Raw genomic sequence first — 14,750 nt, forward strand, 5'->3', positions numbered from 1 at the left:
CCGTAGGAACTCCCCCTGAGGGAGGTTCAAGTCGTGGCGACCGATGGAACGGCGGCCGACGGCATGTGGAGCATCGGACAGCTCGCCGAACGCGCGGGCGTCTCGGTCAAGACCGTCCGCTTCTACTCCGACCGAGGCCTGCTGCCCGAAGCCGCCCGCAGCGGCGGCGGCCACCGTCGTTACGGCCCCGAGGCCCTGGACCGGCTCCGCCTCATCCGCTCCCTGCGCACCCTCGACCTGCCCGTCCCCGACGTGAGCCGGGTCCTCGACGGCGAGGACGAGCTCGCGGACATCGTCGCGGGACAGCTCAAGGAGGTCGGCTCGCGGCTGGCCGCGCTGCGCTGGCGCGAGGCGGCCCTGCAGCTCCTGACCGACTGCACCGCCGAGGAGCGCGCCGAGCGGCTGCGCCTGGTCGGCGCCGTGTCCACACCGCCCGGCACGGCCGCGCTCGCCCGGTTCTGGCGGTGCTGGCTGCCCGCGCGGCTCCCTGCCCGGGTGGTGTCCGCCGTCGTCGACCAGGCGGTGCCGGTGCCGCCGGACGCCCCGACCCCGGCCCAGGTGCTCGCCTTCGCCCGGCTGCAGGACTTCGTCGTCAGCCCCTGCTTCGTCTCGGGCCCCCGCGCGGGCACCGACCACGGGCAGCCCGAAGTGCACGCGCCCGGCAAGGGATACCGCCCCGCGATGCTCTACGAGGGCCTCCCGGAGGCCTACGAGCTGGCCGCCGCCGAGCTGGCGGCCGGACGGGAGCCGCAGGCCGGCGAGGCCCTGGACTGCTTCGTCGCCGTCCACGCCGCCTCGCTCAACCGCCGCGACACCGCCCCGTTCCGCCGCGGCCTGCACCGCATGCTCGCCGCGGAACCGCGCATCGACCGCTACTGGCAGCTCGCCGCCGAGGTCGCGGGGGAACCGTCGGATCCTTCGGCGCCGCCCCGGCCGACGCCCGGCTCGGCGGACAACTGGCTGCGCGCGGCGCTGAGCGGTACGCCTGCCTGAGCCCGGCCGGGAACGGCGGGAGGTGCGGGAGGTGCGGGGCCGGTGCGCAGGTCGCCCGACGCCGCGCCGCCGCCCACCCGTGGTGCCGCCGCCCCATGGAGCCGTCCCTCCCGTGGTGACCGTCAGAGCGGCCGGAGCCGGGCGCGCAGGAGGCAGAATTCGTTGCCCTCCGGGTCGGCCAGCGGGTGCCAGCTCTCCTCGCCGGTCTGGCCGACGTCGACGGGCACGGCACCCAGCGCGAGCAGCCGCTCCAACTCGGCTTCCTGGTCGCGGTCGGTGGCGTTGACGTCGATGTGCAGGGGGAGCTTCCCTACGCGCGGGTCGGTGCTGGGGCTGAGGACGAGGGTGGGCTGCGGGCCGCCGAAGCCGACGTCGGGCGGCCCGATCTCGATGCTGCCGTCCTCCTCCCGGCCCAGCTCGACGTACCCGAGGACCTCGCTCCAGAACGCGGCGAGCCGCTCGGCGTCGGCGCAGTCGATGACGAGTTCACTGATACGGCATGCCATGGCCGGGAGTGTACAGAGAGGGCCACCGCGCCCTGGGGCTCGTCTGTGCGCACCCGCGACACGGCCCCGTGACGGATCCTCAGGGGCGCGTCCACACCGCGACGTAGTCGACCGCCATCGCATGGCCCGGCTCCGTGGCGGCCACCGGCGTCGCGTGCCCCGCCACGCCGTCCGGGAACCCGCCGCCCATCGCCACGTTCAGCAGGATGAAGTAGCCCTGGTGCGAGGTCATGTCGGCCCACGTCCTCGCCGAGAAGCGGTCCTGGCTCAGGGAGTGGAACTGCTGCCCGTCGACGTACCAGCGCAGTTGGTTCGGCGTCACCGAGCGGTCCCACTCGAAGCGGTAGGTGTGGAAGCCGGCCTGGCAGGCGGCGCCGGGGCAGGCGCGGCTCGCGCCCAGGCCCTGCGTCTCGTTGCAGTCGCCGCCCGGGTTCACGCCGCAGTGCAGCACGCCCCACACCGAGTTGATGCCGTTGACGTTCTCCATGATGTCGAACTCGCCGATGGACGGCCAGTTCTGGTAGTTGCCCCGGTAGGGCGCGCCGAGCGCCCAGAACGCCGGCCAGTAGCCGAGCGCCCTGTCACCCGAGACGTCCGGCATCCGGATGCGGCCCTCGATGGCCAGCGTGCCGCCCTCCGGGGCCTTGAAGTCGGCGCGCTGCGACTCGATCCGGGCGGACGTCCACCGGCCCGAGGCGTCCTTGCGCGGGGTGATCCGCAGGTTGCCCGTTCCGTCGACGCTCAGGTTGTCCGGGGAGTTCGTGTACTCCTGGATCTCGCCCGTGCCCCAGTTGCCGGGCCCGCCGGGATAGCCGTGGCCGGTGTCGACCTGCCACGCGTCCGGCGAGGGTCCGCTGCCCGCGGGACCGTCGAAGTCGTCGCTCCACTTCAGCGACCAGCCGGGCGTGGACGGCGGCACGTCGCCGCGCGCCGAGCCGGGCAGCAGCAGCGCCCCGAGCAGGCCGACGGCGGCGATTCCGGCGAGCAGGGGGGTCCTGCGGAGTGTGCGGAGTGTGGGGGCCGTACGGGGCGTACGGGATGTGCGGACCGTGCTCATCAGGCACCTCCGTGGGGGGTGGGAGTGTGGCGGTGAGAGCGCTCTCAGAACGGTGCTGATGGTTTTGTAGTTGTGGTCGCGCGGCGCGTCAATGGGTGTGGTGCGTCAACTTTCCCAAGGCGTACGGTGTTTGAGTGACCGTCATCACCGCAGCGGACCGGCCCGAACGGCGGGGCGCGCGCGTCGACTTCTGGTTCGACCCCGTGTGCCCGTACACCTGGATCACCTCGCGCTGGCTGCGCGAGGTCGAGAGAGTGCGGGACGTCGACGTGCACTGGAGGGTGATGAGCCTGGCCGTGCTCAACGAAGGCCTCGCCGTCGATCCGGAGGACCCCGAGGGGCTGTACGGGGAGTACCTGAAGGCGCCCGGGCGCATCTGCGCGGCCGTCCGCGAGCGGTTCGGGAACGAGGCGCTCGGCCGGTACTTCGACGCGCTCGGCGAGCGGATCCACGAGTGGCAGGACTGGGCGGGCACGGCGGCCGCGCTCGCCGGCGCGGGCCTCCCGCCGGACCTCGAATCCGTGGCGATGACCACGGAGTACGACGCCGTGGTGCGCGCCTCGCACGACGCGGGCATCGCGCTGGTCGGCGAGGACGTCGGCACGCCGGTACTGGCCGTCGAGGCGGTGGGTGCGCTCTTCGGCCCCGTCGTGTCCCCGGCCCCGAGGGGCGAGGCGGCCGGGCGGCTGTGGGACGGAGTGGTGCTGATGGCCGGGGTGGCCGGCTTCTGCGAGCTCGGGCGGGGGTACGGGGAGCCGGACTTCGGCTGAGGCGCCGAGCGCCCGAGGAGCTGGTGGCGGGCCCGGACGAAAACCCCTGGCCTTGACGCCCACGTCAAGGATTACGTTCGGGGCATGCGAATCGGCGAGCTCGCGGCGCGCGCGGGGACGACCACGCGGACGCTGCGCTACTACGAGTCCCGCGGGCTGCTGCCCGCACGGCGTACCGGCAACGGCTACCGCACGTACGACGAGGACGACGTGCGGCTCCTTGAGCAGATCAGGACCCTGCAGGATTTCGGGTTCGACCTGGAGGAGACGCGGCCCTTCGTGGAGTGTCTGCGGTCCGGCCATCCGGAGGGTGACTCCTGCCCCGCGTCGCTCGCGGTGTACCGCCGCAAGCTCGGCGAACTCGACGCGCTGATAGGCGAGTTGAGCGCGGTGCGGGAGCAGGTCGGGGCACAGCTCGCGCGCGCCGAGGCGGCGCTCCCCGGCGGCCCCGAGCCGCGGTGCGAACTGACGGGATGACGTGATGACGTGATGACGGATGACGTGATGGCGGGTGACGTGATGACGGATGACGCGATGAGGGGAGACGCGAAGTGAAGGCAGCAGGTGTGGCCGAGGTGACGGACGCGGATTTCGAGGGGGAGGTGCTGCGTGAGGGGGAGCGCCCCGTGCTCGTGGAGTTCACGGCGGACTGGTGCGGCCCGTGCCGGCAGCTGGCCCCGGTGCTGAGCGAGCTGGCGCACGAGGAGGCGGCGCGGCTGAAGATCGTGCAGCTGGACGTGGACCGCAGCCCGGAGGCGGCGATCGCGTACCGGGTGCTGTCGGCGCCGACCATGATCGTGTTCCGTGGCGGTGAGCCCGTGCTGCAGCTGGTGGGCGCGCGGGCCAAGCGGAAGCTCCTCGCGGAGCTGGCCGACGTGCTCTGACAAGAGAAATGCCCCGGACGAATTGACGTCCGGGGCATTTCTCTGCGTATATTGGATTCTTTCGCGATGCTCTGCCTATTTGCTCTGTCCGTACGGGCAAGGCGGCTTCACGAGAAGTTCAATAAGAGCACTGTAACTGGCGAGGGGCTGAATTGTCAACCGAGGAATTGCGTGAAGAGCAGCAATTCGTCTCCGGGCTGTACGCACGCCTGGACGCGCTGCGCGAGGAGGCCGAGACCGCCGTACAGGCGTCGTTGTCGCAGGTGGGCAACGGTCTCCAGGCGCGCCTGGAACGTGACGTGCTGGTGGCGGAGCAGTCCGGGCTGCTCGCCGCCTTCGACGCGGGGGAGAACGGGCTGTGCTTCGGGCGGCTCGAATTCCGCGACGGCCGTGATCACCACATCGGGCGTATCGGAATCCGTTCGTCCGACGCCCAGCGCACCCCGCTCGTGATCGATTGGCGTGCCGATGTCGCGCGCCCCTTCTATCTCGCGACGGGCCACACCCCGATGGGCCTGCGCAGGCGCCGGCACATCACCACCAAGGGCCGCGAGGTCACCGACCTGCACGACGAGATCCTGGACCTCGGCGACCCGACCCGCACCGGCCACGAGGGCGCCGACGCCGACGAGGTGCTGCTGGCCGCCCTCGACTCGGCGCGCACCGGCCGCATGCACGACATCGTGCAGACCATCCAGGCCGAGCAGGACCGCATCATCCGCGCCCCGCACCGCGGCGTCCTCGTCGTCGAGGGGGGCCCGGGCACCGGCAAGACGGTCGTGGCGCTGCACCGTGCCGCCTTCCTGCTCTACGCCCACCGCGAGCTGCTCGCCAAGCGCGCGGTCCTGATCGTCGGCCCGAACCCGTCGTTCCTCGGCTACATCGGCGAGGTGCTGCCCGCCCTCGGCGAGACCGGCGTGCTGCTCTCCACGGTCGGCGAGCTGTTCCCCGGCGTGACCGCGACCGGCGTCGAGAGCCCCGCGGCGGCCGAGGTGAAGGGCCGGGCGGAGATGGCGGACGTGCTCGCCAGGGCCGTACGCGACCGGCAGCGGACCCCCGAGCCGGGCGAGCCGCTGATCATCGAGCACGACGACGGCGACCTGATCCTGGACTGGACGATCGCCGACGCGGCGCGCGAGGCGGCCCGCGCGGCGGACGTGCCGCACAACCTGGGGCGCCCGCACTTCGCGTTCCGCATCATCGACGCGCTGACCGCGCAGCTCGCCGAGCGCATCGGCCACGACCCGTACGGCGGGCCGAACTTCCTCGGCCCCGACGACATCGCCCAGCTCGGCAAGGCCATCGCGGCCAGCGCAGAGGTGCACGCGGCGGTGGAGGAGCTGTGGCCCACCCTCACCCCGCAGCGCTTCGTCGCCGACTTCCTCGCGGAGCCGACGGGCCTGGCCGAGCGGGACGCGGACGCCGTCCGCAGGCCGCACGGCTCGCCCTGGACGCCGTGTGACGTGCCGCTGCTCGACGAGGCGGCCGAGCTGCTCGGCCACGACGACAGCGCGGAGCGGGCGGCGGCCGAGGCCGAGCAGGCCGAGCAGATCGCCTACGCGCAGGGCGTACTGGACGTCTCGCGCGCCTCCCGTACGTACGAGTTCGAGGACAAGGACGAGGACGACGCCGAGGTCCTGCTCGCGCACAACATCATCGACGCGGAGCGGATGGCCGAGCGGCAGGAGGAGGCCGACCACCGCAGCGCCGCCGAGCGCGCCGCCGCCGACCGCACCTGGGCGTTCGGGCACATCATCGTCGACGAGGCGCAGGAGCTCTCGGCGATGGCCTGGCGGCTGCTGATGCGGCGCTGCCCGACCCGCTCCATGACGCTCGTCGGCGACCCGGCGCAGACCGCGGAGGCGGGCGGCTGCGGCTCGTGGGAGGGCATCCTCGCGCCGTACGTCGAGGACCGCTGGGAGTACACCCGGCTCGGCGTCAACTACCGCACGCCCGTGGAGATCATGGACGTGGCCGCCGAGGTGCCCCGCCTGGAGCAGCCCGACTTCCGGCCGCCGAGCTCGGTGCGCTCCACCGGAGTACGGCCCTGGGCGCGCCGCACCGACGACCTCGCCGCCGCCGTGGCCGACGCGGTGGCCGCGGCGGCGCGGGACGAGGGCCGCCTCGCGGTGATCGCCCCCCGCGAGTTCCACCCGGAGCTCGCCGCACAGCTGCCCGGGGTGACGGCCGGGCAGGCCCCGGACCTGACGCGGCCGGTCGTACTGATCGACCCGCGTCAGGCGAAGGGCCTGGAGTTCGACACGGTCCTGGTCGTCGAGCCCGCCCGCTACGGCACCAGCGACCTGTACGTGGCACTGACCCGCGCCACACAGCGCCTCGGGGTGCTGCACGCCGAGGCGCTGCCGCCGGGGCTGAAGGGCCTCGGCGAGGAGGCCGGGCGGGAGGAGTGAACCGTGCGGGGGTGCGGTCTGCGGCCCCGCACCCCGTCCGCGCCCCGCGGGCCGTGGCTCAGACCGGCCGCAGCCACACCGTGGCCAGCGGCGGCAGTGTCAGGAGCAGGGAGGCGGGGCGCCCGTGGGAGGGGGTCGGGTCCGGTTTGACGGGGTCGGGGTTGGCGATGCCGCTGCCGCCGAAGCGGGCCTCGTCCGTGTTCAGGACCTCCTGCCACGCGGCGAACTCGTCCGGTACGCCCAGGCGGTAGCCGTGCCGGACGACCGGGGAGAAGTGGGAGACGGCGAGCAGCGGGACCGCGTCGGAGCCCTCTGCGGGGTAGCGCAGGAAGGCGAGGACGTTGTCCTCGGCGGCGTCGCCGTCCACCCAGGCGAACCCCCCGGGGTCCGTGTCGCGCTGCCACAGGGCGCCCTCGCGGCGGTAGACGGTGTTCAGCGCGCGGACGAGGTCGCGCACGCCCCGGTGGTCGGCCTCCGCGCCGTACGCGGGGTCGAGCAGCCACCAGTCCGGGCCGTGGCTCTCCGACCACTCGGCACCCTGCGCGAACTCCTGCCCCATGAAGAGGAGTTGCTTGCCGGGGTGGGCCCACATGAAGCCGAGGTAGGCGCGCTGGTCGGCGCGCTGCTGCCACCAGTCGCCCGGCATCTTGGAGACCAGGGACCGCTTGCCGTGCACGACCTCGTCGTGCGAGATGGGCAGGACGTAGTTCTCGCTGTACGCGTACACCATCGAGAACGTCATCTCGTGGTGGTGGAACTTGCGGTGCACCGGCTCCTTCGCGACGTAGTCGAGGGAGTCGTGCATCCAGCCCATGTTCCACTTCAGGCCGAAGCCGAGCCCGCCGAAGCCGCCGGGCCCCTGGTGGTGGGTGGCCCGGGTCACGCCGTCCCAGGCCGTGGACTCCTCGGCGATCGTGACGACGCCGGGGGCGCGGCGGTAGACGGTGGCGTTCATCTCCTGGAGGAAGGCGACGGCGTCGAGGTTCTCCCGGCCGCCGTGCTCGTTGGGGGTCCACTCGCCGTGCTCGCGGGAGTAGTCCAGGTAGAGCATGGAGGCCACCGCGTCGACGCGCAGCCCGTCGATGTGGAACTCCTCGCACCAGTAACAGGCGTTGGCGACGAGGAAGTTGCGGACCTCCTTGCGGCCGTAGTCGAACTCCAGGGTCCCCCAGTCGGGGTGCGCGGAACGGGCCGGGTCCTCGTGCTCGTACAGCGGCCGGCCGTCGAACTCGGCGAGCGCCCAGTCGTCGCGCGGGAAGTGCGCGGGCACCCAGTCCATCAGGACGCCGATCCCGGCGCGGTGCAGCGCGTCGATCAGGAACTTGAAGTCGTCGGGGGTGCCGAGGCGGGCCGTCGGCGCGTAGAAGCCGGTGACCTGATAGCCCCAGGAACCGCCGAAGGGGTGCTCGGCGACGGGCATCAGCTCGACGTGCGTGAAGCCGAGATCGGCGACGTACGCGGGCAGCTGCTCGGCGAGCTGGCGGTACGTCAGGCCGGGCCGCCAGGAGGCGAGATGCACCTCGTACACCGAGAAGGGCGCCTCGTGGACCGGCACCTCCGCCCGGCGCGCCAGCCACTGCGCGTCGTGCCACTCGTGGTGCGAGGCGTGCACGACCGAGGAGTTGGCGGGCGGCACCTCCGTGCGGCGGGCGAGCGGGTCGGCGCGCAGCGTCTTGGAGCCGTCGGGCCGGGTGATCTCGAACTTGTACAGCTCGCCCTCGCCGACGGACGGCACGAATAGCTCCCAGACCCCGCTGCCGCCGAGCGAGCGCAGCGGGAACCCGACGCCGTCCCAGAAGTTGAAGCTCCCGACGACCCGCACGCCCAGGGCGTTGGGTGCCCACACCGTGAACCGCGTGCCGGTCGCGCCCCGGTGGATCATCGGCCGCGCGCCGAGCGCGTCCCAGAGCCGCTCGTGGCGCCCCTCGCCGAGCAGGTGCAGATCGAACTCGCCGAGCGAGGGCAGGAAGGAGTAGGCGTCGTGGATCTCCAACTCCGTCTCCTCGTACGTGATGTGGAGTCGGTAGTCCTCGGGCACGGCACGCAGCGGCAGGACCGCGGAGAAGAAGCCGTCGCCGTCGTCGCGCAGCTCGGCACGGAGGTCCTCGGCGACCACGGTGACCGCCCTGGCGTACGGGCGCAGCGCCCGGAAGGCTATGCCCCCGGTGACCGGATGGGCGCCCAGAACGCCGTGCGGGTCGTGGTGGGTGCCGCTCAGGAGCCGGTCGCGGTCGGCCTCGGTGACGGGTGACTCGGTGACGGGGGGCGGGGCGGCGCCGGGCGCGGTCACGGCCTGCGCCGCTGTCTTCGCCGGTGCCTTCGCGGCCGCCGTCCTCTTCGCGCTCCTGGTGCTCTTGGCGGCTTTGCCGCCCTTGGCGGTCTTGGTGCTCTTCACAGGCTTCGCCGCCCGCGGTGTCTTCGGTGCCTGCGGTGCCTGCGGTGCCTGCGGTGCCTCCGGTGTCTTCGGTGCCTTCTGTGAGTTCGGCGTATTCCCGCCTGTCGCGCCCTGCCCGGCGGGGGTGTCCGGGGTGGCCGGGTTGCTGGGCGCGGCGGATTCGGCGGACGGTTTGCGGGGGCGCGGGGTCACGGGAGAGGCCTCCTCCGAAGGGATGGTCAGTGGGCGTCGTCGGCGGAACCGTCCTGGGCGAGGCGGCGCACCGCGGCCAGGGGGACCGGCAGCCAGTCGGGGCGGTGGCGGGCCTCGTAGAGGACCTCATAGACCGCCTTGTCCGTCTCGTGGGCGCGCAGCAGCACCGGGTCCGTGCGCGGGTCGTGCCCCGAGACGTCCGCGTACCCCAGGCAGTAGGCGGCCCGGCAGTCCTCGGCCCACCCGGGCGCCCAGGTGCCGTGCGAGGCCGCGTAGTCGAAGGAGCGCAGCATGCCCGCCACGTCACGGACCGTCGACTGCGGCAGGCGGCGCTCGGCGAGCGGCCTCGCGGGCTCGCCCTCGAAGTCGATGAGCGACCACTCGCCGTCGGGGGAGCGCAGGCACTGGCCCAGGTGCAGGTCGCCGTGGACGCGCTGGGCCGTCCACGCCTGGCCCTCGCCGCCCAGGTCCGCGAGCGCCTCGTAGGCGGTGAGCAGGCCGGGGGCGAAGGGGCGCAGCGCGGGGACCGCCTGGGCCGCCGCGGTCAGGCGCTCCGCCATGCCGTCGGCGAGCAGTTCCACCTGCGCCCGGCCCAGGGAGACGGTCGGCAGCGCGGCGGCGAGCGCCGCGTGCACCTGGGCCGTGGCGCGGCCGAGCGCCCGTGCCTCGCCGGTGAAGGACTCGCCCTTGTCCCGCATGCGCAGGGCGAGCTCCCAGCCGTCGTCGGCCCCGGCCAGATACGGCTGGAGCAGTCCGAGTCCGCAGGTCTCGTCCTCGTCGGCGGCCAGGTCGGCGAGGAACCACGCGGCGGGCGGGGGGACCCGGGTGCAGCCCCCGCGGGCGAGGTGCAGGGGGAGTTCCAGGTCGGGATTGATGCCGGGTACGACACGGCGGAACAGCTTGAGGATGAACGTATCGCCGTAGACGAGCGAGGAGTTGGACTGTTCGGCGCCGAGCAGGCGCGGGGTGAGGCCGGAGGGTATCTCGACGTTCATGTCGCGCTCGAAGCGCAGCACGCCGTGCCGGCCGGGTATGCGCAGCCGTTCCAGGAGCAGCCCGGCAAGGCGCGGGTCGTGCAGCGCGTCGTACAGGGCACGGCCCGCGAACGGGCCCTCGGTGACCTGGCCGAGCAGCGCGGGTGCCAGGTGCGGCGGCAGGGCGCGGTGCGCGCCGAGCAGCAACTGGTAGCAGTCCGCGGGCCGTTCGGCGGCGACGCCGTCGAGCGCGGCGCCCTGCGCGGGCACGATGGGCTGGCGGACCCGCACGAGGAGGTGCAGCAGGCCCGACGCCGCGTCGCGCGGCAGGAGTTCGGTCGCCGACACCGCCTCCAGGGAGCTGATCGGGCGGCCCTTTCCGGCGAACCACCGCTGCCGGGGCAGCCACGCGCGCAGCAGCGGGTCGAGCGAGGCGAGCAGCGCGGTGGCGTGCGCACTGGGGCGGGTGGCGGCTTCCGACATGGCGTCGCGTCCTTTCCGCGTCGCGGACAAGGCAGGGTGCGGGAGTGCCGTTGGTGCGTGGAGGGGGTGCCGGTGGTGCGTCCGGGAGTGCCGGTTGTTGCGTAGGAGTGCCCAGGGCGGAGCGGCGGAAACCGCTCCGCGAGGGCGTCGCGCTGCCGGAGCCTACGCCGGTTCCTTGCGCAGCCGGAACCAGTAGAACCCGTGTCCCGCGAGTGTCAGGAGGTACGGCAGCTCACCGATGGCCGGAAAGCGCACCCCGCCGATCAGCTCCACGGGGTGGCGTCCGCTGAAGGCCTGCAGATCCAGCTCGGTGGGCTGCGCGAACCGCGAGAAGTTGTGCACGCACAGCACCAGGTCGTCGCTGTCGTCCCCGTCGGCGCCGGTCGCCGCGGTCTCCCGCAGGAAGGCGAGGACGGCCGGGTTGGACGAGGGCAGTTCGGTGTACGAGCCGAGTCCGAACGCCGGGTTCTGCTTGCGGATCTCGATCATCCGGCGCGTCCAGTGCAGCAGCGAGGACGGGGACGACATCGACGCCTCGACGTTCGTGACCTGGTATCCGTAGACCGGATCCATGATCGTCGGGAGGGAGAGCCGGCCCGGGTCGCTGGAGGAGAAGCCCGCGTTGCGGTCGGGCGTCCACTGCATGGGTGTGCGCACCGCGTCGCGGTCGCCCAGCCAGATGTTGTCGCCCATGCCGATCTCGTCGCCGTAGTAGAGGATCGGCGAGCCGGGCAGGGAGAGCAGCAGCGCGGTGAACAGCTCGATCTGGTTGCGGTCGTTGTCCAGGAGGGGGGCGAGGCGCCGCCGGATGCCGATGTTGGCGCGCATGCGCGGGTCCTTGGCGTACTCCGCGTACATGTAGTCGCGCTCTTCGTCGGTGACCATTTCGAGGGTGAGCTCGTCGTGGTTGCGCAGGAAGATGCCCCACTGGCAGCCGGAGGGGATGGCCGGGGTCTTGGCGAGGATCTCCGAGACCGGGTAGCGCGACTCGCGGCGCACCGCCATGAAGATGCGCGGCATGACGGGGAAGTGGAACGCCATGTGGCACTCGTCGCCGCCCTTTTGGAAGTCGCCGAAGTAGTCGACGACGTCCTCGGGCCACTGGTTGGCCTCGGCGAGCAGCACCGTGTCCGGGTAGTGCGCGTCGATCTCGGCGCGGACGCGTTTGAGCAGCTCGTGGGTGCGGGGGAGGTTCTCGCAGTTGGTGCCCTCCTCCGCGTACAGATAGGGCACCGCGTCGAGGCGGAACCCGTCGATGCCGAGGTCGAGCCAGAACCGCAGGGCCGAGACGATCTCCTCCTGGACGGCCGTGTTCTCGAAGTTGAGGTCGGGCTGGTGGGAGAAGAAGCGGTGCCAGTAGTACTGCTTGCGGACCGGGTCGAAGGTCCAGTTCGACGCCTCGGTGTCGACGAAGATGATCCGGGCGTCCTGGTACTGCTTGTCGTCGTCGGCCCAGACGTAGTAGTCGCCGTAGGGCCCGTCGGGGTCGCTGCGGGACTGCTGGAACCACGGGTGCTGGTCGCTGGTGTGGTTCATCACGAAGTCGATGATCACGCGCATGCCGCGCTGGTGCGCGGAGTCCACGAACTCCACGAAGTCGGCGAGGTCGCCGAACTCGGGAAGCACCGCGGTGTAGTCCGACACGTCGTAACCGCCGTCGCGCAGCGGCGACTTGAAGAACGGCGGCAGCCACAGGCAGTCCACGCCGAGCCACTGGAGGTAGTCCAGCTTGGCGGTGATGCCCTTGAGGTCGCCGATGCCGTCGCCGTTGCTGTCCTGGAAGGAGCGGACGAGGACCTCGTAGAAGACGGCGCGTTTGAACCAGTCGGGGTCGCGGTCCTTGGTGGGTGTGTCCTCGAAGGTGTCCTGGACGGGCTCGTTGAAGATCATGGTGTGGGTGACCCTCCGATCAACGGTGAGGACGTGCCAAGGACACGGAAGACGTGCGCGGGCGCGCGGCCCGGTTCGAGGCGCACATAGTTCGTCCTGCCCCAGTGATAGGTCTCACCGGTGAGCTCGTCGCGCACCGGCACGGACGCGTGCCATTCGAGGCCGAGTCGCGGCATGTCCAACGAGACCGTGGCCTCCTGGGTGTGGTGCGGGTCGAGGTTGGCGACCACCAGAACCGTGTTCGAGCCGTGCTCGTCCACGGCCGACTTCGAGTACGCGATCACCGTGTCCTTGTCCGTGCCGTGGAAATGCAGGTCGCGCAGTTGCCGCAGGGCGGGATTGGCGCGCCGGACGCGGTTCAGGGCGGTGATGAGCGGGGCGATCGTGTCACCCGAGCGTGCCGCCGAATCCCAGTCGCGCGGCCGTAGTTGGTACTTCTCCGAATTCAGGTACTCCTCGCTCCCGCGCCGCGCGGCGGCGTTCTCGCACAGCTCGAATCCGCTGTAGACGCCCCACGTCGGGGACAGCGTGGCGGCGAGTACGGCCCGCACCTCGAAGGCGGGGCGCCCGCCGTCCTGGAGATATGCGTGCAGGATGTCGGGGGTGTTCACGAAGAAGTTGGGGCGCAGGAAATGCGCGGTCTCGCGCGACAACTCCGTCAGATAGTCCGTGAGTTCCTCCTTTGTGTTGCGCCAGGTGAAGTACGTGTACGACTGCTGGAAGCCGACGGCGGCCAGGGTCTGCATCATCGCGGGCCGGGTGAAGGCCTCGGCGAGGAAGATGACGTCCGGGTCGGTGCCGTTGATGTCCGCGAGCACCCGCTCCCAGAACGCGACCGGCTTGGTGTGCGGGTTGTCGACACGGAAGACGCGGACGCCGTGCCCCATCCAGAAGCGCAGCAGCCGCACGGTCTCCGTGATCAGCCCCGGCATGTCCTGGTCGAAGGCGATCGGGTAGATGTCCTGGTACTTCTTCGGCGGATTCTCGGCGTACGCGATGGAGCCGTCCGCCCTGCGGTGGAACCACTCGGGGTGCTTCTCCACCCACGGGTGGTCCGGCGAGCACTGCAGCGCGAAGTCCAGCGCCACTTCGAGGCCGAGCTCGCCCGCACGGCGCACGAAGGCGTCGAAGTCGTCGAGCGTGCCGAGGTCCGGGTGGACGGCGTCGTGGCCGCCCTCGGGGGAGCCGATCGCCCAGGGCACCCCGACGTCGTGCTCGCCCACCGAGAGGGAGTTGTTGGGCCCCTTGCGGTAGGTGGTGCCGATGGGGTGGATCGGCGGGAGGTAGACGACGTCGAAGCCCATCTCGGCGACGGCGGGCAGCCGCTGGGCCGCGGTGCGGAAGGTCCCGGGGACGGGCGGGGCGCCGTGCCGGACGACGGCGCCCTCCGAGCGGGGGAAGAACTCGTACCAGGAGCCGAAGAGGGCCCGTTCCCGCTCCACCACGAGCGGCAACTCCTCGGAGGAGGTGACGCGTTCGCGCAGCGGGTGGTCTGCCAGTACCGCCGACACCTGAGGGGTGAGGGCGGCGGCCAGCCTGGCCGCCGGTGGACGGGACGTGTCGCGCAGGGCCCGGACCGCGTCGAGGACGAGGTTCCTCTCGGTGTGCGGCACCCCGGCGGCGGCGCGTTCGTGCAGGCGGGCGCCCTCTTCGAGGACCAGGTCGGTGTCCAGGCCCGCCGGTATCTTGATCCGCGCGTGGTGCCGCCAGGTCGTGACGGGATCGGCCCACGCCTCGACGGCGTACGACCAGAGTCCCTCGGCGTCGGGGGTGACGTCGGCGCCCCATCTGTCGGTGCCGGGGGCGAGTTCGCGCATCGGGGTCCACGGCCCCGGTCGTCCCTCGGGGTCGCGCAGGACGACGTCGGCCGCGACGGCGTCGTGGCCCTCACGGAAGACCGTGGCGGTGACCCGGAACGTTTCTCCCGGTACTGCCTTCGCCGGTTTTCGACCCCGCTGGACGGCCGGGTGGACATCCAGGACGGGGATGGTGGGCTGTGCGGGTGAGCCTGGCTGGGGTGAGCCAAGAGGCATGTCTGACCGCTCCTGTCCGCGTGCACGGATACGGGGGTGTGGAGGGGTTCCGCGGTGCGTGCCGGCCTGTGCGCGCCGAAGTGCGTACCGAAGGAGCCTTCCCACTCTCTTCGGGTGGGCAATCCGGCGCTTTGTTAACTACCTGTGCGTAAGGGCGCATGC

Annotated in this window: 10 protein-coding genes and 1 pseudogene; 5 read left to right on the top strand and 6 right to left on the bottom strand. The window is 72.0% G+C overall.

Annotation, left to right across the window (positions count from 1 at the left end; all coding sequences use genetic code 11):
- Positions 1–63: 63 nt before the first annotated feature.
- Entirely contained in the window at positions 64–993 is a 930-nt protein-coding gene (locus tag ACZ592_RS31710; protein ID WP_471585340.1) for a helix-turn-helix domain-containing protein, read from the top strand.
- A gap of 122 nt (positions 994–1,115) precedes the next feature.
- Here ACZ592_RS31710 and ACZ592_RS31715 read toward each other — a convergent pair whose 3' ends face one another.
- Both ACZ592_RS31715 and ACZ592_RS31720 read right to left on the bottom strand, forming a co-directional pair.
- Positions 1,116–1,499: a VOC family protein gene (locus tag ACZ592_RS31715; RefSeq protein ID WP_471585131.1), complete on the bottom strand. Its 384-nt coding sequence runs from the start codon at positions 1,497–1,499 to the stop codon at positions 1,116–1,118.
- 85 nt (positions 1,500–1,584) lie between these two features.
- Positions 1,585–2,556 (bottom strand): annotated as a pseudogene (locus ACZ592_RS31720) (glycoside hydrolase family 16 protein); the annotation flags it as partial.
- A gap of 134 nt (positions 2,557–2,690) precedes the next feature.
- Between ACZ592_RS31720 and ACZ592_RS31725 the strand changes: the two are divergent.
- From ACZ592_RS31725 to ACZ592_RS31740, 4 genes are all read left to right on the top strand, one after another.
- Positions 2,691–3,326: a mycothiol-dependent nitroreductase Rv2466c family protein gene (locus ACZ592_RS31725; RefSeq protein ID WP_471585132.1), complete on the top strand. Its 636-nt coding sequence runs from the start codon at positions 2,691–2,693 to the stop codon at positions 3,324–3,326.
- An 84-nt stretch (positions 3,327–3,410) separates the two neighbouring features.
- Positions 3,411–3,803 carry a MerR family transcriptional regulator gene (locus tag ACZ592_RS31730; RefSeq protein WP_471585133.1) on the top strand — a complete coding sequence of 131 codons (393 nt, stop codon included), beginning with the start codon at positions 3,411–3,413 and terminating at the stop codon, positions 3,801–3,803.
- Between the two features lie 74 nt (positions 3,804–3,877).
- Positions 3,878–4,210 (top strand): thioredoxin family protein, encoded by a 333-nt coding sequence (locus tag ACZ592_RS31735; RefSeq protein ID WP_471585134.1) that lies wholly within the window; start codon positions 3,878–3,880, stop codon positions 4,208–4,210.
- Positions 4,211–4,362: 152 nt separating this feature from the next.
- On the top strand, positions 4,363–6,621 hold the full coding sequence (locus tag ACZ592_RS31740) for a HelD family protein (RefSeq protein WP_471585135.1): 2,259 nt from the start codon (positions 4,363–4,365) through the stop codon (positions 6,619–6,621).
- Positions 6,622–6,679: 58 nt separating this feature from the next.
- Here the strand turns inward: ACZ592_RS31740 and glgB are convergent, their stop codons facing one another.
- The 4 genes from glgB to ACZ592_RS31760 form a co-directional block, all read right to left on the bottom strand.
- On the bottom strand, positions 6,680–9,016 hold the full coding sequence (glgB, locus tag ACZ592_RS31745; protein ID WP_471585136.1) for a 1,4-alpha-glucan branching enzyme: 2,337 nt from the start codon (positions 9,014–9,016) through the stop codon (positions 6,680–6,682).
- A 218-nt stretch (positions 9,017–9,234) separates the two neighbouring features.
- Positions 9,235–10,665 (bottom strand): maltokinase N-terminal cap-like domain-containing protein, encoded by a 1,431-nt coding sequence (locus ACZ592_RS31750; protein ID WP_471585137.1) that lies wholly within the window; start codon positions 10,663–10,665, stop codon positions 9,235–9,237.
- Between the two features lie 162 nt (positions 10,666–10,827).
- Positions 10,828–12,555 (bottom strand): maltose alpha-D-glucosyltransferase, encoded by a 1,728-nt coding sequence (gene treS, locus ACZ592_RS31755; RefSeq protein ID WP_471585138.1) that lies wholly within the window; start codon positions 12,553–12,555, stop codon positions 10,828–10,830.
- Positions 12,552–14,588 (bottom strand): alpha-1,4-glucan--maltose-1-phosphate maltosyltransferase, encoded by a 2,037-nt coding sequence (locus ACZ592_RS31760; RefSeq protein WP_471585139.1) that lies wholly within the window; start codon positions 14,586–14,588, stop codon positions 12,552–12,554. The genes treS and ACZ592_RS31760 overlap by 4 nt, the downstream gene beginning before the upstream one ends.
- Positions 14,589–14,750 lie beyond the last annotated feature (162 nt).

Source organism: Streptomyces sp. NPDC040622 (assembly GCF_055593965.1).

Excerpts from the sequence above, each read along its gene's own strand:
- ACZ592_RS31710 (WP_471585340.1), top strand. The coding sequence starts at position 64 with ATGTGGAGCATCGGACAGCTCGCCGAACGCGCGGGCGTCTCGGTCAAG.
- ACZ592_RS31715 (WP_471585131.1), bottom strand. The coding sequence starts at position 1,499 with ATGGCATGCCGTATCAGTGAACTCGTCATCGACTGCGCCGACGCCGAG.
- ACZ592_RS31730 (WP_471585133.1), top strand. The coding sequence starts at position 3,411 with ATGCGAATCGGCGAGCTCGCGGCGCGCGCGGGGACGACCACGCGGACG.
- ACZ592_RS31750 (WP_471585137.1), bottom strand. The coding sequence starts at position 10,665 with ATGTCGGAAGCCGCCACCCGCCCCAGTGCGCACGCCACCGCGCTGCTC.
- treS (WP_471585138.1), bottom strand. The coding sequence starts at position 12,555 with ATGATCTTCAACGAGCCCGTCCAGGACACCTTCGAGGACACACCCACC.
- ACZ592_RS31760 (WP_471585139.1), bottom strand. The coding sequence starts at position 14,588 with ATGCCTCTTGGCTCACCCCAGCCAGGCTCACCCGCACAGCCCACCATC.